This is a genomic window from Campylobacter iguaniorum (assembly GCF_000736415.1).
In the GTDB taxonomy this organism is placed as follows: Bacteria; Campylobacterota; Campylobacteria; order Campylobacterales; family Campylobacteraceae; genus Campylobacter; species Campylobacter iguaniorum.
This window is the reverse complement of record NZ_CP009043.1, coordinates 1,311,381-1,334,223: the sequence shown is the minus strand read 5'-3', so window position 1 is coordinate 1,334,223 and position 22,843 is coordinate 1,311,381. Positions and strand designations below refer to the sequence as shown.

The window sequence follows — 22,843 nt, the reverse complement described above, 5'->3', positions numbered from 1 at the left end:
TAGGAGAATTAAAATGGCAATAACTAAAGAAGATGTTTTAGAGTTTATTTCTAATCTTTCAGTATTAGAATTAAGTGAATTAGTAAAAGAATTTGAAGAAAAATTCGGCGTAAGCGCTGCTCCAGTTATGGTAGCTGGTGGTGCTGGTGTTGCAGCTGAAGCAGCTGAAGAAAAAACTGAATTCAACGTTGTACTTGTTGACTCAGGTGACAAAAAAATCAACGTTATTAAAGTTGTTAGAGCTTTAACAGGTCTAGGTCTTAAAGAGGCAAAAGACGCTGTTGAGGGAACACCTTCAGTTCTTAAAGAAGGTATCAGCAAAGACGAAGCTGAAGCAGCTAAAAAAGAGCTTGAAGAAGCTGGCGCTAAAGTCGAACTTAAATAATTTTATTTGGAGGAGCAAGAATCTACTTGCTCCTAAATTGCTTATACCACGTCATTGTGGTTTTATTTTCTTTCAAACTATTCCATGAGGTAGTCAAATGCTAAATAGCCTATATTCTGGAAATCGTCTCAGAGTTGATTTTTCAAATGTTCCTAAAGAGATAGATGTTCCAAATTTATTACAATTACAAAAAAAGAGTTTTGATCATTTTTTAAATCTTGATAATTCACAAACTGAAAGTGGTATTGAAAAAGTATTTAAGTCTATATTCCCTATTCATGATCCTCAAAATAGACTTACGCTAGAATACGTTGGTAGCGATATAAGTAAGCCAAGATACACAGTAAGAGAGTGTATGGAAAGAGGTCTTACTTACTCTGTAAATTTAAAAATGAAAATAAGGCTTATCGTCCACGATAGAGATGAAAAAACTGGCGAAAAAGTCGGCGTAAAAGATATAAAAGAACAAGAAATTTTTATACGTGAAATTCCGCTTATGACTGATAGAATTTCATTTGTTATAAACGGTGTAGAAAGAGTTGTTGTAAATCAACTTCACAGAAGCCCAGGTGTTATCTTTAAAGAAGAAGAAAGCCCAACAGTTGTAAATAAACTTATATACACAGCTCAAATCATACCAGATCGTGGTAGTTGGCTGTATTTTGAGTATGATACAAAAGATGTACTTTACGTACGTATTAATAAAAGAAGAAAAGTTCCTATTACAATTTTATTTAGAGCATTGGGTTATAAAAAACAAGATATAGTAAAGCTTTTCTATCCTATACAAACATTGCATATAAAAAATAATAAATTCCTAACTCCATTTAATCCAGATGATTTTATGGGAAGAGTAGATTATGATATCAAAGATGAAGCAGGAAATGTACTGCATCAAGCAGGCAAAAGATTAACAAAGAAAAAAGCCGATAAACTTATAGAAGATGGATTGCAATGGGTTGAGTATCCAGTTGATATTTTGGTAAGTAGATATTTAGCAAATCCTATAATAGATAAAGAAAGCGGCGAAGTTCTATACGATACATTAACTCAACTTGATGAGAATAAACTTGCTAAAATAGTTGCTCAAGAAGATTCTATAGAAATCGCAAACGACTTAGCAAACGGCGTGGATGACGCTATTATAAATTCATTCTTGCAAGATTATGAAACATTAAAATTATTAAAACAAACCGAAGATCTTGAAGATGAAAATGACTTGGCCGCTATTAGAATTTACAAAGTAATGCGTCCAGGTGAACCAGTAGTAAAAGAGGCTGCTAGAACATTTGTAAATGATCTATTCTTCAATCCAGAAAGATATGATCTAACAAAAGTTGGTCGTATGAAGATGAATCACAAGCTCGGTCTTAGCGTTCCTGAATATGTCACAACTCTTACAAATGAAGATATTATAAAAACTGCAAAATACCTAATAAAAGTAAAAAATGGTCAAGGTCACATAGATGATAGAGATCACCTTGGTAACCGCCGTATTAGATCTATTGGTGAGCTTTTGGCAAATGAATTACACCTTGGTTTTGTCAAAATGCAAAAAGCTATTAGAGATAAATTTACTAGCCTTAGCAACAATGTAGATGAGATTATGCCTTATGATTTAGTAAATCCAAAAATGATTACAACTACCATCATGGAGTTCTTTACTAGCGGTCAGCTTAGTCAATTTATGGATCAAACAAACCCACTTAGTGAAGTTACTCACAAACGTCGTCTTTCTGCTCTTGGTGAAGGTGGCTTGGTAAAAGAAAGAGCTGGATTTGAGGTTCGTGACGTTCACCCAACTCACTATGGTAGAATTTGTCCAGTTGAGACTCCAGAAGGTCAAAACATCGGTCTTATTAACACTCTTTCGACTTATGCGAAAGTTAATGATCTTGGTTTTGTTGAATCGCCATATAGAAAGGTTGTTGAAGGCAAGGTAACAAGCGAGATTGTTTATCTAACAGCAACTCAAGAAGAGGGTCATATCATAGCTCCTGCTTCTACTTTACTTGATGAAAACGATGTTATCAAAGAGGATTTGATAGAGGTAAGACAAGATGGAGAAATGCTTCTTGCTAAACGTGAAGACGTAACCTTGATTGACCTTTGTAGCGGTATGGTTATGGGTGTGGCTGCTTCACTTATCCCATTCCTTGAACACGACGATGCGAACCGTGCACTTATGGGTTCAAACATGCAACGTCAAGCAGTCCCACTTCTAAATGCAACAGCCCCTATCGTTGGTACTGGTATGGAGGCTATTGTTGCAAGAGATGCATGGGAAGCTATAAAAGCTAGACGTGGCGGCGTAGTTGAAAAAGTTGATAGTAAAAATGTATTTATCTTAGGCGAAGATGAGAATGGTCCATATATAGATCAATATTCTATGGAAAAAAACCTAAGAACAAACCAAAATACTACATTTACTCAACACCCAATCGTAAAAAAAGGCGATGAGATAAAAGCTAACCAAATCATAGCAGACGGTCCAAGTATGGAACAAGGCGAGTTAGCAATTGGTAAAAATGCTCTAATTGCATTTATGCCATGGAATGGTTATAACTACGAAGATGCGATTGTTATGAGTGAAAGAATGATTCGTCAAGATGCTTTCACAAGCGTTCATATCTATGAAAAAGAGATTGAAGCTAGAGAGCTAAAAGATGGTGTCGAAGAGATAACTAGAGATATACCAAATATGAAAGAAGAAGAGCTTCTTCATCTTGATGAGAGTGGTATAGTCAAAATCGGAACTTATATCAAACCAGGTATGATTTTAGTTGGTAAAGTTTCACCAAAAGGTGAAGTAAAACCAACTCCAGAAGAGAGGCTTCTTAGAGCTATTTTTGGCGAAAAAGCAGGTCACGTGGTAAATAAATCGCTTTACGCTGGAGCCAGCCTTGAGGGTGTGGTTATAGATGTTAAGATCTTTACTAAAAAAGGTTATGAAAAAGACGCTAGATCATTTAGAGCTTATGAGTATGAGAAAAACATGCTTGAAAAAGAGCATCATGATAGACTTCTTATGCTTGACCGCGAAGAGATGCTTAGGGTTACCGCTTTATTATCTAAAAATCAGCTAGAAAGCGAACTAGAGATAGGAAAAGTGACATATAAACAAGGTGATATAATCAAAAAATCTGACCTTGAAAATATAAACAGATTTACTCTAAATTCGTATGTTAAATCTTTCTCAAAAGATATCCAAAAAAGATATGAAGATATGAAAACATACTTCCAAAATGAGAAGAAAAAACTAAAAGATGAGCATGATGCGAAGCTTGAAATTTTAGAAAAAGATGATATCTTGCCAAGTGGAGTTGTAAAGCTTGTAAAAGTTTATATTGCAACAAAACGTAAGCTAAAAGTCGGAGATAAAATGGCTGGACGTCACGGAAATAAAGGTATTGTCTCAAATATCGTTCCAGATGTTGATATGCCATACTTGCCAAATGGTCGTACAGTGGATATTGTCTTAAACCCACTAGGCGTTCCAAGCCGTATGAATATCGGTCAAATTCTAGAAAGCCACTTGGGTGTTGTAGGTATGAGACTTGGTGAGCAAATTCAAGAGATATTTGACACTAAAAAAGCAGAGTGGATCAAAGATCTTAGAGCAAAAATGATAGAAATAGCGGATGTTTCAAGGCTTATGGACGCAAAAGCTATCTTAAACAAAATAGACGATGAAAAACTTATAAGCTATGCAAGAGATTGGAGTAATGGTGTTAGATTTGCAACTCCGATTTTTGAGGGTGTAAAAGCTGATGAGTTTAAAAAGCTATTTGAAATGGCTAAAATAGATATGGACGGTAAAACTGAGCTTTACGACGGTAAAACTGGCTCAAAAATGCAAGAGCGTGTTCATGTCGGATGTATGTATATGCTAAAACTTCACCACTTAGTTGATGAAAAAGTTCACGCAAGAAGCACTGGACCATACTCACTTGTCACTCAACAACCAGTTGGTGGTAAAGCATTAAGTGGTGGTCAAAGATTTGGAGAGATGGAAGTTTGGGCTCTTGAGGCGTATGGTGCAGCTCATACTCTAAGGGAGATGCTAACAGTAAAATCTGATGATGTAGAAGGTCGTTTAGCAGCTTATAAAGCTCTAACAAGAGGAGAAAATGTGCCAAGCACTGGTATCCCTGAGACATTCTTTGTTCTTACAAACGAGCTAAAATCTCTAGCTCTTGATGTAGAGATCTATGATGAGGATAAAAATAATGAGTGAGTTAAAACCTATTGAAATAAAAGAAGACGCAAAACCAAGAGATTTTGAAGCGTTTCAGTTAAGACTTGCTAGTCCAGAGCGTATAAAAGCATGGAGCCATGGCGAAGTAAAAAAACCAGAAACTATCAACTACCGCACGCTTAAACCAGAGCGTGACGGTCTGTTTTGTGCGAAAATTTTTGGACCTATTCGTGATTATGAGTGCCTTTGCGGAAAATACAAAAAAATGCGTTATAAAGGCATTAAGTGCGAAAAATGTGGCGTTGAAGTAACAACTTCAAAAGTCCGCCGTTCACGTATGGGACACATTGAGCTTGTAACTCCAGTGGCTCATATTTGGTATGTAAACTCACTTCCAAGTCGTATAGGAACATTGCTTGGCATAAAGATGAAAGATTTAGAGCGCGTACTTTACTATGAAGCATATATAGTAGAAAATCCAGGTGACGCATCTTATGATAATGAAAACAACAAAAAAGTTGAGTTTTATGATGTTTTAAATGAAGAGCAATATGTATTATTAGAGCAAAAATTTAGCGACAGTGGATTTAGAGCTAGAATGGGTGGCGAAGTCATCCGTGATATGCTTGCAAATTTAGACTTAGTTAGCATACTTGAGCAACTAAAAGTAGAGATAGAAAGCACAAATAGTGAAGCTAAGAAAAAAACTATCGTAAAACGCTTAAAAGTCGTAGAGAGCTTTTTAAATTCAGGCAACCGTCCTGAATGGATGATGATAACAAATTTACCTGTATTGCCACCAGATCTTAGACCTCTTGTTAGTCTTGATGGTGGTAAATTTGCAGTATCAGATGTAAATGATTTGTATCGCCGTGTTATAAATAGAAATGCACGCCTTAAAAGACTAATGGAGCTTGACGCACCAGAAATCATTATCCGTAATGAAAAAAGAATGCTCCAAGAAGCAGTTGATGCTTTATTTGACAATGGCCGTAGAGCAAATGCCGTAAAAGGCGCAAACAAACGTCCGCTAAAATCACTTAGTGAGATTATCAAAGGTAAACAAGGTCGTTTCCGTCAAAACTTGCTTGGTAAGCGTGTTGACTTTTCAGGTCGTAGCGTTATTGTTGTTGGACCAAAACTTAGAATGGATCAATGTGGTCTTCCTAAAAAAATGGCTCTTGAGCTATTCAAACCACATCTTTTAGCTCGCCTTGAAGAAAAAGGTTACGCAACAACAGTAAAACAAGCTAAAAAGATGATCGAAGATAAGACAAATGAAGTTTGGGAGTGCCTTGAAGAGGTGGTTGCAGATCATCCTGTTATGCTTAACCGTGCGCCGACACTTCACAAAATGTCTATTCAAGCGTTCCACCCAGTCCTAATAGAAGGTAAAGCTATCCAACTTCACCCACTTGTTTGTTCAGCGTTCAACGCGGACTTCGACGGCGACCAAATGGCAGTTCACGTTCCGCTTTCTCAAGAAGCCATTGCAGAGTGCAAAATACTTATGCTAAGCTCTATGAATATCTTGCTTCCAGCAAGTGGTAAGGCTGTAACAGTTCCATCTCAAGATATGGTTCTTGGAATTTATTATCTAAGCCTTGAAAAAGATGGTGCAGTTGGTGCAAATAAAATCTTTGCTAGTGTTGATGAAGTTATGATAGCAGTTGAGGCTCACTACCTTGATATCCATGCAAAAATCAAAACAATGGTTGGAAATAGAACAATATTTACAACTGCTGGACGTTTGATTATCAACTCTATACTTCCAAATTTAGAGAATTCTATTCCAGAAAATATGTGGAATAAAATCATGAAGAAAAAAGACATAGCAAATTTAGTTGATTATGTCTATAAAAATGGTGGTTTAGAAGTAACTGCTGGATTTTTGGATAAGCTTAAAAATCTTGGTTTCCGCTATGCTACAAAAGCTGGTGTTAGTATATCAATAGCTGATATTATTATCCCAGAAAGCAAATATAGCTATGTCGATGAGGCTAAGAAAAAAGTTCGTGAAATCCAAAATCAATATGGTTCAGGTTTGCTAACTGATTCAGAAAGATACAACAAAATCGTTGATATCTGGACAGATACAAACAATAAAGTTGCAGCTGAAATGATGAAGCTTATCAAAACAGATAAAAATGGATTTAACTCTATTTATATGATGGCAGACTCAGGAGCTCGTGGTAGTGCAGCTCAAATTCGCCAACTTGCAGGTATGCGTGGTCTTATGGCAAAACCAGATGGTTCGATTATCGAAACTCCTATTACATCAAATTTCCGCGAAGGACTAAATGTATTAGAGTATTTCATCTCAACGCATGGTGCAAGAAAAGGTCTAGCAGATACCGCGCTTAAAACAGCAAATGCTGGTTATCTTACTAGAAAGCTTATAGACGTAGCTCAAAATGTTAAAGTAACTATGGATGATTGCGGCACTCACGAGGGTGTAGAAATCACAGAGATTACAGAAAACGGTGAGTTGATCGAAAGCCTTGAAGAAAGAGTTTTGGGTAGAGTTTTAAGCGATGATGTAATCGATCCTATTACAAACGAAATCCTCTTTACAGAGGGAACCTTGATGGATGAGACAAAGGCTAGGACAATAAGCGAAGCTGGTATAAAATCAGTAAGCATCAGAACTCCTATCACTTGTAAGGCTGGTAAGGGAGTTTGTGCAAAATGCTATGGTATCAACCTTGGTGAGGGCAAACTTGTTAAGCCAGGCGAGGCTGTTGGTATCATATCGGCTCAATCAATTGGTGAGCCAGGAACTCAGCTAACTCTAAGAACATTCCACATCGGTGGTACTGCTTCAACAGAGCAACAAGATCGTCAAGTTATAGCTCAAAAAGAGGGCTTCATAAGATATTATAATCTTAAAACTTATGAAAATAAAGGCAAATCTATAGTAATTAACCGTAGAAATGCTGCTATTTTGCTAGTTGAACCAAAGATAAAAGCTCCATTTGACGGTGAAATAGATATAGAAATCGCTCACGAAGATGTAAATATCTTTGTAAAAAGTAAAACCGATGAGATTAAGTATGTATTAAGAAAACACGATCTTGCAAAACCAAATGAACTAGCTGGTGTTAGCGGTAAGGTTGAGGGTAAATTCTATGTCCCTTACGCAAAAGGCGATATGGTAAAAGAAAACGAAAGTATCGTTGAAGTTATCAAAGAGGGTTGGAATATTCCAAATCGTATCCCATTTGCTAGTGAAGTAAAAGTAGCTGACGGCGATCCTGTAACTCAAACCATAGTAGCTGGCGCAAAAGGTATGCTTAAATTTTACATCTTAAAAGGTGATTATCTAGAAAGAATCAGAGATGTCAAAAAAGGTCATATCGTAAACGAAAAAGGACTTTTTGTTGTTGTAGCTGATGATGATGACAGAGAAGCAGTTCGTCACTATATCCCAAGAGGCAGTGTGATAGAATTTGATGATAGCCAAAGCGTAGAATCAAAAGACATCATAGTAAAACCTCAAAGCGATGAAAAACTTATCATTGCTGAGTGGGATCCATATTCAACTCCAGTTATCGCTGAAGAGGGCGGTGTGGTCGCCTATGAGGATATCGAGCCAGGATACAGCGCAGCAGAGCAATACGATGAGACAACAGGTGAGAGCCGTCTAGTTATCAATGAGTACTTGCCAAGTGGCGTAAAACCAACTATTACGATATCTACAGCAAGTGGAAGACTCATTCGTTATCAACTTGAGCCAAAAACAGCGATATTTGTAAAAGACGGTCAAAGTGTAGAGCAAGCTGATACTTTAGCTAAGACTCCAAAAGCCGTCGCGAAATCAAAAGATATCACCGGAGGTCTTCCAAGAGTATCTGAGCTATTTGAAGCAAGACGCCCTAAAAATACAGCTATCATAGCTGAGATTGACGGTGTTGTTAAATTTGATAAACCTTTACGTTCAAAAGAGCGTTTGATTATCATGTCTGAAGATGGATCTACGACTGAGTATTTGATCGACAAATCACGTCAAATTCAAGTAAGAGATGGCGAGTTTGTCCACGCTGGCGAGAAGCTAACTGATGGACTAGTAAGTAGCCATGATGTGCTTAGAATACTTGGAGAAAAGGCACTTCACTATTATTTGATTAGTGAGATTCAACAAGTTTATCGCTCACAAGGTGTTGCGATCAGTGATAAACACATTGAAATTATCGTTTCTCAAATGCTAAGACAAGTTAAAATAGTAGATAGTGGTCATACTAAATTTATCGTAGGCGACATGGTAAGTAGACGTAAATTTAAAGAAGAAAATGAACGCATCATGAAAATGGGTGGCGAGCCAGCGATCGCTGAGCCAGTATTGCTTGGTGTTACAAGAGCGGCGATCGGTAGTGATAGTGTTATCTCAGCTGCATCATTCCAAGAGACTACAAAAGTCTTAACCGAAGCAAGTATCGGGGCTAAATTTGACTACCTTGAAGACTTAAAAGAAAACGTTATTTTAGGTCGTATGATACCAGTTGGTACTGGACTTTATCAAGACAAAAAAGTCAAAATCAAAACTAACTAAAACTTGAATTAATAAAATTTGTGGTGTAAATTTGCACCACAAATTTACTTTATCTTTTATTTTATATCCTTAAAATATTCTATTTTAGGCATACTTTTCAAATTCATTCACTTTTAAGATACTTTTTAGTAAAATAAGCTCTTTTTAATAAATTTAGTTGAAAGGAATTATTGTGCCAACCATTAATCAATTGGTCAGAAAAGAACGCAAAAAAGTGATCGTAAAATCAAAATCACCAGCGTTGAAAGAGTGTCCTCAAAGAAGAGGTGTTTGTACTAGGGTTTATACTACAACTCCTAAAAAACCAAACTCAGCTTTGAGAAAAGTTGCCAAAGTAAGGCTAACAAGTGGATTTGAAGTCATCAGCTATATCGGCGGTGAAGGCCACAACCTACAAGAACACAGCATCGTGCTAGTTCGTGGCGGTAGGGTAAAAGACTTACCAGGTGTTAAGTATCACATCGTTCGTGGTGCGCTTGATACAGCTGGTGTTGCAAAAAGAACAGTTTCTAGATCTAAATACGGTGCTAAACGCCCTAAAGATGCTAAGAAGTAAGAATTCGCACAGACTAACTCGTTGTTTTAGTTAAGTTTGAGTAAAATTTAAATTTGAAGGAAAGTTATGAGAAGAAGAAAAGCCCCTGTTAGGGAAGTAATGCCTGATCCAATTTATGGCAACAAAATAATAACTAAATTTATTAATTCACTTATGTACGATGGTAAAAAAAGCGTAGCTACTGAGATTATGTATGGCGCTCTTAAAACTATCGACGCAAAAGGTGGCGAACTAAAAGGTATCGATGTATTCAATGATGCAATCGACAATGTAAAACCTATCATGGAAGTTAAGTCACGCCGCGTTGGTGGTGCTACATATCAAGTTCCAGTAGAGGTTCGCCCAGCTCGCCAACAAGCTCTTGCAATTCGCTGGATAATCGGCTTTGCTAGAAAAAGAAGCGAAAGAACAATGATGGAAAAACTAGCAGCTGAGTTGCTAGATGCTGCAAATAGCAAAGGTGCATCATTCAAGAAGAAAGAAGATACTTACAAAATGGCTGAGGCAAATAAAGCATTTGCTCATTATCGCTGGTAATAAGGAGCCTAGATGTCAAGAAAAACCCCATTGCATATGGTAAGAAACATAGGTATCGCTGCACACATCGATGCTGGTAAAACTACAACTTCAGAAAGAATTTTGTTTTTTACTGGTATGAGCCACAAAATAGGTGAGGTTCACGATGGTGCTGCTACTATGGACTGGATGGAACAAGAAAAAGAAAGAGGTATTACTATTACTTCTGCTGCTACAACTTGTTTTTGGAAAGACCATCAAATTAACCTTATAGACACTCCAGGACACGTTGACTTTACTATTGAAGTTGAGCGTTCTATGCGTGTACTTGACGGTGCTGTTGCAGTATTTTGTGCTGTTGGTGGTGTTCAACCACAATCTGAGACTGTTTGGAGACAAGCAAATAAATACCGCGTTCCAAGAATGGTATTTGTAAATAAAATGGATAGAGTTGGTGCTAACTTCTTTAATGTTGAAGCACAAATCAAAAACAGATTAAAAGCTAATCCAGTTCCAATCCAAATTCCAATCGGCGCAGAAGACAACTTCAAAGGTGTGATCGATCTTATCGAAATGAAAGCACTTGTTTGGGAGGATGAGAGCAAACCAACTGATTATGCAGTTAAAGAAATCCCAGCTGAGCTAAAAGAAAAAGCTGAAGAATACAGAGCAAAAATGGTTGAAGCAGTTGCTGAAACTAATGATGTTTTAATGGAAAAATACTTTGGCGGCGAAGAGCTAAGCAACGAAGAGATAAGAGCTGGTATAAAAGCAGGATGTCTTTCTATGACTATGATACCTATGCTTTGTGGTACTGCGTTTAAAAATAAAGGCGTTCAACCACTTCTTGATGCTGTTTGTAGTTTCCTTCCAGCTCCAGATGAAGTTGCAGCTATAAAAGGTGAATATGAAGATGGCACAGAAGTAACTGTAGATAGTACTGATGAAGGCGAATTTGCTGGTCTTGCATTTAAAATCATGACTGACCCATTTGTTGGACAGCTAACTTTCGTTAGAGTTTACCGTGGTCAATTAGAAAGCGGAAGCTATGCTTATAACACTGTAAAAGGTAAAAAAGAGCGTATCGGAAGACTTCTTAGAATGCACTCAAATAAAAGAGAAGAGACAAAAGTTCTTTACGCTGGCGAGATCGGTGCTGTTGTAGGTCTAAAAGACACTGTGACTGGTGATACTTTAACTGGTGAAAAAGATCAAGTTATACTAGAGAGAATGGACTTCCCAGATCCAGTTATCAGCGTTGCAGTTGAGCCAAAAACTAAAGCTGATCAAGAAAAAATGGGTATAGCACTTCAAAAACTAGCTCAAGAAGATCCATCTTTCAAAGTTAGCACTGATGAAGAAAGCGGTCAAACTATCATTTCTGGTATGGGTGAGCTTCACCTTGAGATCATTGTAGATCGTATGCTAAGAGAGTTTAAAGTAGAAGCTGAAGTAGGTCAACCTCAAGTTGCTTACCGTGAAACTATCAAAAAATCTATCGAGCAAGAGTATAAATACGCTAAACAATCAGGTGGTCGTGGTCAATACGGTCACGTATACTTGCGTCTTGAGCCACTTGAGCCAGGTGGCGGATTTGAGTTCGTTAATGATATCAAAGGTGGTGTTGTTCCTAGAGAATACATCCCAGCTGTTGAAAAAGGTTGTCAAGAAGCACTACAAAACGGTGTTCTTGCTGGCTATCCTGTTGAAGATGTTAAAGTTACACTTTTTGATGGTAGCTACCACGAAGTTGACTCATCTGAAATGGCATTTAAACTAGCTGCTTCAATGGGCTTTAAGGAGGGTGCTAGAAAGGCTGGCGCTGTAATCCTAGAGCCTATGATGAAAGTCGAAGTTGAAACTCCAGAAGAGTACATGGGTGATGTTATCGGCGACCTTAACAAACGCCGTGGACAAATCAACTCAATGGACGAAAGAGCTGGAAATAAGATCATTACAGCATTCTGCCCACTGGCTGAAATGTTTGGATATTCAACTGACCTTAGAAGCCAAACTCAAGGCCGTGCTACTTACTCTATGGAATTTGATCACTATGAAGAAGTTCCTAAAAATGTATCTGAAGAGATCATTAAAAAGAGAAATGGCTAATAACCAAAATAACTTCTAAAGCTTATTTTATAACCGCTCAGTTCTTGAGCGGTTTTTCATCTTAAATTTGCATTGTCCTCATAGCTCAGCTGGATAGAGCGCAGAATTCCTAATTCTGAGGCCGTGAGTTCGAATCTCGCTGGGGACACCACTTATTTATTGATCGTCTTTGTATATCAAATTTAATTTATTTTCTTGCCTAAGATAGGGATTAAATTTAGCGTGGGGCTCACACTAAATTTAATTAATCCCCAAAATATTTATAATATTATAAGTCAAAAATGCCAAAATCCATGCTGTTGCAAAAGTAAAGGCTATAAGATAAAAAGTATATTTTTTACTTTCTGCTTCTTTTGAAAATACGCTAGTTGCAGCAAGACATGGGAGATAGACCATCACAAACACTACAAAAGCCATAGCAGAAGCAAATGAAATGTTTTTGGCTAATGTTTCTTGAAGAGTTGTGCTATCTTCTGTGACATCTCCACCAAGTGAATAAAGCACACCAAGAGTAGATACTATGACCTCTTTTGCTGCTAGGCCACTTACTGTAGCTACAGACATTTTCCAGTTAAATCCAAGTGGTGCAAAAAGTGGCTCAATAGCCTTGCCAAACATTCCAAGATATGTATTTTCCATGAGTTCTTGTTGTTTTAGGTTTTCTAATTCTAGTTTTTGAGTATCATTTTGAGCTAACTCAATTTGACTATCATAGCTTTGTGAAATTTGCTCGTTTTTTGGAAAAGTGCTAACAAACCAGACCAAAATAGAAGCAGCCAAGATAAATGTTCCAGCTTTTTTAAGATACATTAAAGATTTTGAGTATATTGTAAACCAAATCAGCTTTAGACTTGGCAAGCGGTATTTTGGCATCTCCATGACAAACGGCTCATCTCCGCCTTTAAACACAAAAATCCTTAAAATTTTTGCAGCCATCAGCCCAAGAATTACTCCAGAAATATAGATAAAAAACAGCACATTTCCAGCATTTTCTGGTTTGAAAAAAGCCCCAGCAAACAGCACGTACACTGGAAGTCTAGCCCCACAGCTCATAAATCCTATGATAAACATAGTAAGCAGCCTGTCTTTTTGGCTTTTTAGCGTTCTTGCCGCCATATATGCAGGTATCGAACAGCCAAATCCAGTAACTAACGGAATGAAGCTTTTGCCATGAAGTCCAAATTTATGGAAAAATCCATCGAGTAAAAACGCAACTCTAGCCATATAACCAGTCGTTTCAAGCAACGCAATACCCAAAAAAAGTATGATGATATTTGGCAAAAACAGCACAACAGTTCCCACGCCAGCTATGATTCCATCTACTATGATTGATTTTAGCATATCATCGTTTAGATTCGCTGCCACGCTATCTCCAAGCCAAGCAAACGCCATTTCGATGTATTGCATCGGGATTTCGCCAAAGGTAAAGGTGGCTTGAAAGAGTATCCACATAAAAAATAAAAATATAGGCAAACCAAAAATTTTATGTATCAAAATGCTATCGATTTTTTTGGTTAGACTTGTTGTTTTGGAGCTAGTGATCTTTTGAGTTTCGAATGCCGCGCCTTTGGCAAATGAATGGTATTCGTCGATTATAGTATCTTCTATAGAGTTATCAAGCGTTTTTTTCTTTAGATTTTCAAATACCTTGTTGATCTCAGGTATCAAAAACACCATTTTTGGATTTTTGTGTGAAAGGTCGTAAAACTTCTTATCTTCAAGTAAAAAAAGTATAGCAGCCTGTCTTGAGCAAATACCGTTTTGTTTAAAGCCAACTTTGTCTATTTGGTTTGCTAGATATATCAGCTCTTCCTCGATTGAATCGCTAAATTTGAGCTTATTTGGCGTGTATGGGCTTACCAATACTTTTATCATTTCATCAATCAAATTTGATAAATTTGTCTTTTTGACTGATGAAATTCTTATCGTTGGGATATTCAATATAGAGCTTAGATGATTTGCGTCTATTTCGATGCCTTCTTTTTTAGCTTCATCATCCATATTTAGAGCGACGACCATTTTTTTACCCATTGCCATCATCTCAGCAGTCAAAAAAAGATTTCTTTCTAAGTTTGTAGAATCCACGACATTTAGTATCAAATCGTAGTTATTGTGAAGCAAGAATTCCTTCGTGACGGTCTCATCTTTGGAAAAATCATCAAAACTATAAAGTCCAGGAAGATCCACAAAATGAAGTACATAATCATCTTTTATAAGGCTTGCTTCATACTTTTCTACTGTTACTCCAGCGAAATTGCCTATCTTTGGATTTGCTCCACTTATCGCATTTAGGAGCTGACTCTTTCCGACATTTGGTTGGCCGACTAAGGCTATTATAAATTCTTGCTTCATTGTTTGATTGGTTCGCATTCTATCATTTGTGCTTCTTCTTTTCTTAAAGCAATTAGTCCAAATTCGCTTGAGAGTTCTATATTTAGGTCGGATATACTTTTTTGTTTTATTTGAATTTGAGATCCTACATCAAGCCCAAAAGACCTAAGTCTTCTTTTGGTAGATTGCTCGCCATCTATACTTTTAAGTATGGCTTTTTGATCTTTATCTAGCTCTGTGAGATTCACCCTTAATCCTTAAAAATTTTTAATTTGATAATTGTACCTAAAATCGACTTAACAAAAAGTATAATACCACCTAAAATTTGATTACTTAACTTCGATAATTATATGAACAAGTTCTTCGTGGATTAAAAGATCGTTTTTAATCTCTTTTATATCGACAAGCTCGTCGCTGCTAACAGAAATTATGCAAGCATATTTATCGCCAGCAACTTGAAGTATATGCAAGTCTTCTAAATTTAAGTTGTTGTATTTTTTGCTAGTTAAGATTTCTAAGACTTCGTTTACGATCTCATCATTCATATTTGCATCAAGGAGGATTTTTGACGAGCGTTTTATCAAAGAAACAGCCCATATAAATATCAAAATAGAGCCGACTATTCCCATCAATGGATCAAGCCAAGTCGCACCAAATACTAAACCTGCAATCAAGGCTATGATAGCAAAAACTGAAGTCATCGCATCGGTGATTACGTGAATATAAGCTGCTTTTAGGTTTAGGTCGTTTGGGTGCGAATGCTCATGCGTGTGGTCGTGGGAATGCTCGCCACGTAGCAAATAGGCGCATATTAAATTTACAACTAAACCAATCAAAGCTATTATTATTGCTTCTTTATACGCTATGATTGTGGGATTTATCAGCCTAGAAATAGATTCATAAATCATAAAAAAAGCAATTCCTAAAAGAAAAATAGCACTTGTAAAAGCTGCTAAAATCTCTATTTTAAACGTTCCAAAGTTAAATTTAACATCATTTGCATATTTGTTTGCCATAGCGTAAGCAAAAAATGCAAGTCCAAGAGCTAGAGCGTGAGAGCTCATATGCCAGCCGTCGGCTAAAAGCGCCATAGAGCCATAATACATTCCGCCAATTATCTCAACTATCATCATGATAAGAGTGAAGATCATGGCTTGCAAAGTGCCTTTTTTGGCTAGATTATTTGGGCTATGAAAATTGTGGTTATAAGTTCTATTTTTTAGTAGTGTTTGTGAATTCATTTAATCTCCTTTTTAAATTTATTTTGATACTATACCCTAGTATATATTAAAAATTACTGAAAGGATTTCTATGCATACAGTGGCAAATAAAGAGAAGCTTTTATTAAGAACTAAAAAGATAAAAGGTCAAGTAGAAGCGATTATAAGGGCTTTAGAAGACGAAAAGGATTGCTTTAAAGTGCTTCAACAAATCAGTGCTGTGCGTGGAGCAACCACATCTTTGATGGGTGAAGTTTTAGACGGACATATCAAGGAACATTTAGGAAATAGTGCGACAAACGAGCAAAGAGATGAAGAGATAGCAAATCTCACATCTCTTTTGAAAAGTTATTTTAAATGAGTTTGCAAAAATTCTTCTATCTGACCCAGCTGGATTTCTACGCTTTGGTTACTTGTGCCGCCAAGAGATTTTCTGGCCTCTTTTGAATTTACTAGTTTTAGCACTTCAAGAGCGTCGGCTTTAATATCCTTATCGACGCTTTGAAGCTCTTCTAGGTTAAGTTCGCTTATATCTTTGCCGAGGCTCTCAGCCATAGCTACGCATCTACCTGTAATGAAGTGAGCTTCACGAAATGGCACGTTTTGCTCACGCACAAGATAATCAGCCAAATCAGTAGCGCTGAGATGTCCGCTTTGACAAGCTTTTAGCATATTTTTTTCTAAAAATTCAGTTGTTTTTAGCATTTCAGATAGTATGACAAGTGAAGTTTTAGCAGCCTTAACGCTATCAAAAACACCCTCTTTATCCTCTTGCATATCTTTATTGTAAGCTAGCGGAATGCCTTTCATCACGGTCAAAAGTCCCATAAGATTGCCATAAACTCTACCAGTTTTGCCACGAATAAGCTCAGCTACATCTGGATTTTTCTTTTGAGGCATTATGCTTGAGCCTGTGCTAAATGTATCGCTTATATTTATGTATTTAAATTCGCTAGAACTCCATAAAATCAGCTCCTCGCAAAGTCTTGAAGCGTGGGTAAAAATCAAACTGATATTAAAAAGCAGCTCCAAAGCAAAATCCCTATCGCTGACGCTATCCATTGCGTTTTGGGTTATACCATCAAAACCAAGAGCCGCAGCGACTTCGTTTCTGTTTATATTGTGTGGAGTTCCAGCTAGAGCTGCACTTCCAAGCGGACAAAGGTTGTTTCTAGCATGGCTTGAGAGCAGTCTTTCGAAATCTCTTTTAAACATAAAAGCGTAAGCTAGCATGTGATAGCTAAGGCTGACTGGTTGGGCGTGTTGGAGGTGAGTAAATCCAGGCATAAGCGTATCTTTGTGAGATTTGGCAATATTATTTAGGGTTTGGATCAAATTTAGCACCAAATTTGCTATGCTCTTGGTTTCATCTTGGCAAAATAATCTAAAATCAAGTGCTACTTGGTCGTTTCTACTTCTTGCGGTGTGAAGCTTACCGCCAAGTTCTTTGCCTATGATCTGAGATAGCCTTTTTTCTACAGACATATGTATATCTTCATCTTCTGTTCTGAACTCAAATTTACCAGATTCTATCTCTTCTTTGACCAAATCCAGCCCGCGAATGATCTCTTTGCTTTGCTCTTTGTCTAAAATACCTGAGTTTCCAAGCATTGTGGCATGGGCTTTGCTACCTGCGATATCTTGCCTGTAAAGCTCTTTATCAAATTCAATAGAAGCATTAAAAGCCTCCAAAAGCTCGCTACTATCTGCGCTAAAGCGTCCTTGCCACATTTTTTGCATAGTTGTCCTTTGTAAGTCGTAAATTTGGATTATTTTAACATTATTTTTGTAAAAGGTGATTTAAAAAAAGGGGCTTTTAAGCCCCAAGAGTTGTATTATAAATTTGGTCCAGCTTTTGCGAAAGTAACGCCTTCAGCTACATCTTCATATCTTTTGAAGTTTTCGACGAACATAGCAGCAAGTTTATCTCTAGAGCTTATATATTCATCTTTGCTAGTCCAAGTGTTGATTGGATTTAGCAGGTTTGTCTCTACGCCATCGAGAGCTTTTGGAATCGCAAGGTTAAATTTATCAAAGTTTTCAAATTCGCATTTTGTGATGCTACCATCAAGTATTGCGTTGATACAAGCACGAGTTGCTTTGATACTCATTCTTTTACCTACACCATAAGCACCACCGCTCCAGCCTGTGTTTACTAGATATACATTTACGCCGTGTTTGTCGATTTTTTCGCCTAGAAGTCTTGCGTAAACTGTTGGGTGAAGTGGCATAAATGGCTCTCCAAAACAAGCAGAAAACGTAGCTTGAGGCTCAGTGATACCACGCTCAGTGCCAGCTACTTTTGCTGTGTAGCCACTTAGGAAATAGTACATTGCTTGTTCTTTTGTAAGTTTGCTAACTGGAGGAAGAATACCAAATGCATCTGCTGTTAGGAAGATTATGTTTTTAGGATGACCAGCTTTTAGGCTTGGTTCGTGATTTTCTATGTGTTCGATCGGATAGCTTACTCTTGTGTTTTCTGTTTTGCTATCGTCGCTGTAATCGACGCAACCACAATCATTACAACATACATTCTCTAAAAGTGCATTTCTTTTAATAGCTCCATAAATTTCAGGCTCACTTTTTGGGTCTAAATTTATACATTTTGCGTAGCAACCACCTTCAAAGTTAAACACGCCCTCATCATCCCAGCCATGTTCGTCATCACCGATTAAAGCTCTGTTTGGATCTGTTGAAAGTGTAGTCTTGCCTGTGCCAGATAGTCCAAAAAACAGTGCCGTATCGCCGTTTTTACCAACATTTGCAGAGCAGTGCATAGAGAGTTTATTTTCTAGTGGAAGCCAGTAGTTCATCATAGAAAATATACCTTTTTTCATCTCGCCGCCATACCAAGTGCCGCCGATAACTGAGATATTTTCTTCTATATTAAATAAAACAAATACATCAGAGTTTAGCCCGTCAGCTTTGTAATCTTCATTGACGCATTTGCAAGCATTATATACGACAAAGTCAGGTTTAAATGTCTTTAATTCTTCATCGCTTGGGCGGATAAACATATTTTTGACAAAATGTGCTTGCCATGCCACTTCAGTAACGAATCTAACGCTTTTTCTGCTAGCTAAGCTAGAGCCACAATATACGTCTTGAATGTAGATATTTTTGCCACTGAGTTGTTTTTTTGCTTTTGCCAGAAGTTTGTCGAATGTTTCTTTTTTGATTGGTTTGTTTACTTTGCCCCAAGCTATATGTTTTTGGCTTGGATCTTGTTTGACAAAGTACTTATCTTTAGGGCTTCTACCAGTAAAAATACCAGTATCTACACCAAATGTGCCGTTGTCCGTTATATAGCCTTCTTGATTGTTTTTTTCATGTTCAAAAAGTTCGTCATAACTTAAATTATAATATATTTCTTTAATATCACTTAGTCCTAATTTATCTAGCTCTTGAATCATTTTATACCTCTTGTAAAAATCTTTATTGAAGTTTATTCAAATTTTAATAATTCTTTGCTTAATATTCGTATATTTTGGATAATAAATTTCAATTTTGGATAAGAAAAATTATCCATACCTAAGTATGGATAATTAGAATTTATTTTAATTTTACTAAAAGTTGACCGTCTTCTACAGACTGACCTTGAGATACTAAAATCTCTTCAACAACGCCAGCGCTTGGAGATTCTACTGGAATTTCCATTTTCATAGCTTCAAGTATTATTACTGATTGACCTTTGCCAACTGTATCGCCGACTTTTACTTGGATTTTAAATACTCCAGCTGTCATAGGAGAGACTATTTCATTTGAGCCGCCACTGCTTTGAACTGGTTCTTTCTCCTCTTTTTTGCTAGACTCTGCCTCTTTTTTTGGAGTGTTTGCAGGAGTGACAGACTTGATAGCAAAGTTATCAAAACCATCGCTTACTTCTACATTGTATTTGTTGCCATTGACTACGACGCTGTATTTGTTGACGTCTTTTGCATCTTTTTTAGTTGCAGGAGCTGGCATATCGCTAAGTTTTCTTACCATGACCTTGCCTTCGCCTTTGAGATATACGATGCCTTTTTCTTTGCAAGCTGCTGCTATAAAGATGTTTTCTTCACTTTGCTCGATGCCTTCTTTTTCAAGTATGGCTTTTGTATATGCAAGTGATTTGCTCTCGTCACGGTCAGCTATGTCTATCGCGCTTTCTTTAGTAGGCTCTAGACCAAGCTGTTCGCTAGCAAGCGCTACTATATCTCTATTTGGCTCGACTGGGGTTTTGCCAAAGTATCCAAGTACCATTTTGCCATATCCTTCAGCTATCTTCTTCCACGGTCCAAACATTACGTTGTTAAATGCTTGTTGGAAGTAAAATTGGCTAACTGGAGTTACGCTTGTGCCAAATCCACCTTTTTCTACTACTTCTCTCATAGCTTTTATAACTGCTGGGAATTTATCTAAGATGTTATTGTCTCTCATCATTTGAGTATTTGCAGTCAGAGCGCCTCCTGGCATAGGAGAAAATGGTATAAGTGGGCTAACTTGTGTAGCTTCTGGTGGCATAAAATAATCTTTCAAGCAGTCTTTTAAAACCTCTTCATATTTTAGGATTTTTTCTACATCAAGACCGCCAAGGTCAAAGTTTTTGCCTTTTACAGCGTGGAGCATAGTAAGGATATCTGGTTGGCTTGTGCCGCCGCTTACTGGACTTGCAGCAAGGTCGATTCCATCAGCACCAGCCTCAAGAGCTGCAAGGTAACAAGCCACGCTAACACCAGCAGTTTCATGAGTGTGAAGTCTTAAATGAACGCTATCCCCTAGAAGTCTTCTAGCCATTTTTATAGTTTCATAGACTTTTTGTGGGCTGCTTGTGCCACTTGCATCTTTGAAGCAGACGCTGTGGAATTTAATACCGCTATCAAGTATATCTCTTAAGCTTTTTTCATAAAATGCAGCGTCATGAGCACCAAAGCAGTTTGGCGGAAGATCCATCATAGTCACGACTACTTCGTGTTTAAGCCCATGATGAACTATTCTTTCACCGCTATATTGCAAGTTTTTGACATCGTTTAGAGCATCAAAGTTTCTGATTGTATTTGTGCTGTGTTTTGCAAAAAGTTTTGCGTGAAGATCTACTAGCTCACGACTTCCAGTATCAAGAGTAACAGTATTTACCCCACGTGCTAAAGTTTGGAGATTTGCATCAGCTCCAGCGACTTCTCTAAATTTATCCATCATTGTAAATGCGTCTTCATTTAGATAGAAGTATAGGCTTTGAAATCTAGCTCCACCGCCAAATTCAAAGTGGTTGATTCCGGCTTCTTTTGCCGCGCTTACTGCTGGCAAGAAGTCATCCATAAGAACTCTTGCACCAAAGACAGACTGGAAACCATCACGGAATGTGGTATCCATCACATCAATAAATTTCTTTGCCATTTTTATTCCTTTTAAATTTTATTAACTAAGTTTGTCATAAAGTTGGTATGCACCAATTGCTATAATCGCAATTGGTATGATAAATCTAAGTGCAAAATACCAAATTTCAAACCACACCTTACTCATAAATCCACTAAACAATATATAAAGTCCATCTTTTTTGATAATCCAACCGACAAAAATACTAAATGTAAGAGCTCCAAGAGGCATGATGATATTTGATGTAGCAAAGTCTAAAACATCAAAAAACGGAACTGGTTTTTGAGTGCCAAATACGCTTTGAGATAGAGAAAATGCTTCACTAGTAGCACCATAATAAGAGAGTATACAAAACAGTCCAAGCATATAAACAAATACGCCTATACAAGCTATAGCACCTTTTCTTGTGAAGTTAAATTTGTTGATAAGATACAATGCAAATGGCTCTATCATAGATACTGCTGAGGTAATTCCTGCAAAAAGTAGTGAAACAAAAAATGCAACAGCTAAGACATTTCCTACAAGCCCCATTTGAGCAAATAGTGAAGCAAGACTGACAAATATAAGTCCAGCGCCCTCACTAGCTGGCTGACCATCTACTATAGGTATAAACGAAAATACAACTAATCCCATCATGATACCAATTAAGATGTTTATAAATACGATTGAAAATGTTGATTTAATTAAATTTGTTCCATCTGGCAAGCTTGCTGCGTAAGTCGTAACCGTACCCACGCCCATTGACATAGAGAAAAACGCAAGCCCAAGAGCTTGAAGTATCAAAGCAGGGTTTAAAAGCTTACTAAAATCAGGGATAAATATAAACTCCAAAGCTTCTACAAATCTACCACTTGCAAACATAGCGTATAAAAGTAGTAAAACAAGCAATACAAAAAGCGATGGCATCATCCACAAATTTAGTCTTTCTATGCCACTTTTAATACCTTTTGAAACTACATAAAAAACTATAGCAAAAACTATACTAAAGCATACAAGAACGCTTACAAAATCGTTTGTTACTAGATTGCCAAATGCAGCTCCAGCGCTCGCAGTGTCTGCAGGAAGTGATCCAAAGCTTAGATAAATATACTTTAAAATCCATCCGATAACTATCATATAAAACGATGCTATAAGCACAGCGCCTATCATGAAAAATCCAGCTATAGACCACTGTTTTTTGTGCTTTGGAGCTAGTTTGTGCATAGAGCCTACTATATCGGTTTCACCTAGTCTTCCTATAGCAAGCTCAGCCAAAAACGCAACTACTGCGATTCCTAAAGTTAGTAGTATATATAGCAATATAAAAGCTGACCCGCCGTTATTTCCGACCATTGTTGGAAATTTCCAAGCATTTCCTAGCCCCACAGCGCTTCCTGCCATAGCTAGAACAAAGCCTATTTTCGTAAATTTTTCTGTCATTTTTAACCTTAAAAATAAATATCAAGTAGTTTAACAAATTTATTCTTTTAAATTCTTTTACGAGGCTAAAAAATGAATTTTTTTTATAATTGTGTAACTTTTTGGAATTAATTTATATAAAAATAGATATAAAAAGTTACATAAAAGCTTTTAGAAATGAAATTTATTTATTGAAATTTGAGTATTTGGATTAAATTTGCACCAT

14 protein-coding genes and 1 tRNA gene are annotated in these 22,843 nt (G+C 37.0%); 8 read left to right on the top strand and 7 right to left on the bottom strand.

Annotated features, from left to right (window positions below; genetic code table 11):
* Nucleotides 1-13 precede the first annotated feature (13 nt).
* From rplL to CIG1485E_RS06625, 7 genes are all read left to right on the top strand, one after another.
* On the top strand, nt 14-385 hold the full coding sequence (gene rplL, locus CIG1485E_RS06655) for a 50S ribosomal protein L7/L12 (protein WP_038454828.1): 372 nt from the start codon (nt 14-16) through the stop codon (nt 383-385).
* 97 nt (nt 386-482) lie between these two features.
* The gene (gene rpoB / locus CIG1485E_RS06650) at nt 483-4,622 is read left to right on the top strand and encodes a DNA-directed RNA polymerase subunit beta (protein ID WP_038454826.1); all 4,140 of its coding nucleotides are present in this window, start codon (nt 483-485) and stop codon (nt 4,620-4,622) included.
* Nucleotides 4,615-9,132 (top strand): DNA-directed RNA polymerase subunit beta', encoded by a 4,518-nt coding sequence (gene rpoC, locus CIG1485E_RS06645; RefSeq protein ID WP_038454824.1) that lies wholly within the window; start codon nt 4,615-4,617, stop codon nt 9,130-9,132. Before rpoB ends, rpoC begins: the two co-directional genes overlap by 8 nt.
* Nucleotides 9,133-9,304: 172 nt before the next feature.
* The gene (rpsL, locus tag CIG1485E_RS06640) at nt 9,305-9,688 is read left to right on the top strand and encodes a 30S ribosomal protein S12 (protein ID WP_002850111.1); all 384 of its coding nucleotides are present in this window, start codon (nt 9,305-9,307) and stop codon (nt 9,686-9,688) included.
* Between the two features lie 66 nt (nt 9,689-9,754).
* A complete protein-coding gene (gene rpsG, locus CIG1485E_RS06635; protein WP_038454822.1) occupies nt 9,755-10,225 on the top strand; it encodes a 30S ribosomal protein S7 in 471 nt (156 codons plus the stop codon).
* 12 nt (nt 10,226-10,237) lie between these two features.
* The gene (gene fusA, locus CIG1485E_RS06630) at nt 10,238-12,313 is read left to right on the top strand and encodes an elongation factor G (RefSeq protein ID WP_038454820.1); all 2,076 of its coding nucleotides are present in this window, start codon (nt 10,238-10,240) and stop codon (nt 12,311-12,313) included.
* Between the two features lie 74 nt (nt 12,314-12,387).
* Nucleotides 12,388-12,464 (top strand) — tRNA-Arg (locus CIG1485E_RS06625).
* A gap of 89 nt (nt 12,465-12,553) precedes the next feature.
* On the opposite strand, the gene feoB is transcribed toward CIG1485E_RS06625, so the two are convergent.
* From feoB to dmeF, 3 genes are all read right to left on the bottom strand, one after another.
* Entirely contained in the window at nt 12,554-14,665 is a 2,112-nt protein-coding gene (gene feoB, locus CIG1485E_RS06620; protein ID WP_038454819.1) for a ferrous iron transport protein B, read from the bottom strand.
* Nucleotides 14,662-14,892 carry a FeoA family protein gene (locus CIG1485E_RS06615; RefSeq protein ID WP_038454817.1) on the bottom strand — a complete coding sequence of 77 codons (231 nt, stop codon included), beginning with the start codon at nt 14,890-14,892 and terminating at the stop codon, nt 14,662-14,664. Before CIG1485E_RS06615 ends, feoB begins: the two co-directional genes overlap by 4 nt.
* Before the next feature lie 81 nt (nt 14,893-14,973).
* Nucleotides 14,974-15,885 carry a CDF family Co(II)/Ni(II) efflux transporter DmeF gene (gene dmeF / locus CIG1485E_RS06610; RefSeq protein WP_038454815.1) on the bottom strand — a complete coding sequence of 304 codons (912 nt, stop codon included), beginning with the start codon at nt 15,883-15,885 and terminating at the stop codon, nt 14,974-14,976.
* A gap of 70 nt (nt 15,886-15,955) precedes the next feature.
* Between dmeF and CIG1485E_RS06605 the strand changes: the two genes are divergently transcribed.
* Nucleotides 15,956-16,225 carry a metal/formaldehyde-sensitive transcriptional repressor gene (locus CIG1485E_RS06605; protein WP_038454813.1) on the top strand — a complete coding sequence of 90 codons (270 nt, stop codon included), beginning with the start codon at nt 15,956-15,958 and terminating at the stop codon, nt 16,223-16,225.
* Here the strand turns inward: CIG1485E_RS06605 and argH are convergent.
* The 4 genes from argH to CIG1485E_RS06585 form a co-directional block, all read right to left on the bottom strand.
* On the bottom strand, nt 16,213-17,604 hold the full coding sequence (argH, locus tag CIG1485E_RS06600; RefSeq protein ID WP_038454811.1) for an argininosuccinate lyase: 1,392 nt from the start codon (nt 17,602-17,604) through the stop codon (nt 16,213-16,215). The genes CIG1485E_RS06605 and argH overlap by 13 nt on opposite strands.
* Nucleotides 17,605-17,699: 95 nt before the next feature.
* Nucleotides 17,700-19,274, bottom strand: coding sequence for a phosphoenolpyruvate carboxykinase (ATP) (gene pckA / locus CIG1485E_RS06595; protein WP_144242191.1), 1,575 nt, complete (start codon nt 19,272-19,274; stop codon nt 17,700-17,702).
* A gap of 142 nt (nt 19,275-19,416) precedes the next feature.
* Nucleotides 19,417-21,240 carry a biotin/lipoyl-containing protein gene (locus CIG1485E_RS06590; protein WP_038454807.1) on the bottom strand — a complete coding sequence of 608 codons (1,824 nt, stop codon included), beginning with the start codon at nt 21,238-21,240 and terminating at the stop codon, nt 19,417-19,419.
* Nucleotides 21,241-21,261: 21 nt separating this feature from the next.
* Nucleotides 21,262-22,638: a sodium-dependent transporter gene (locus tag CIG1485E_RS06585; protein ID WP_038454806.1), complete on the bottom strand. Its 1,377-nt coding sequence runs from the start codon at nt 22,636-22,638 to the stop codon at nt 21,262-21,264.
* Nucleotides 22,639-22,843 lie beyond the last annotated feature (205 nt).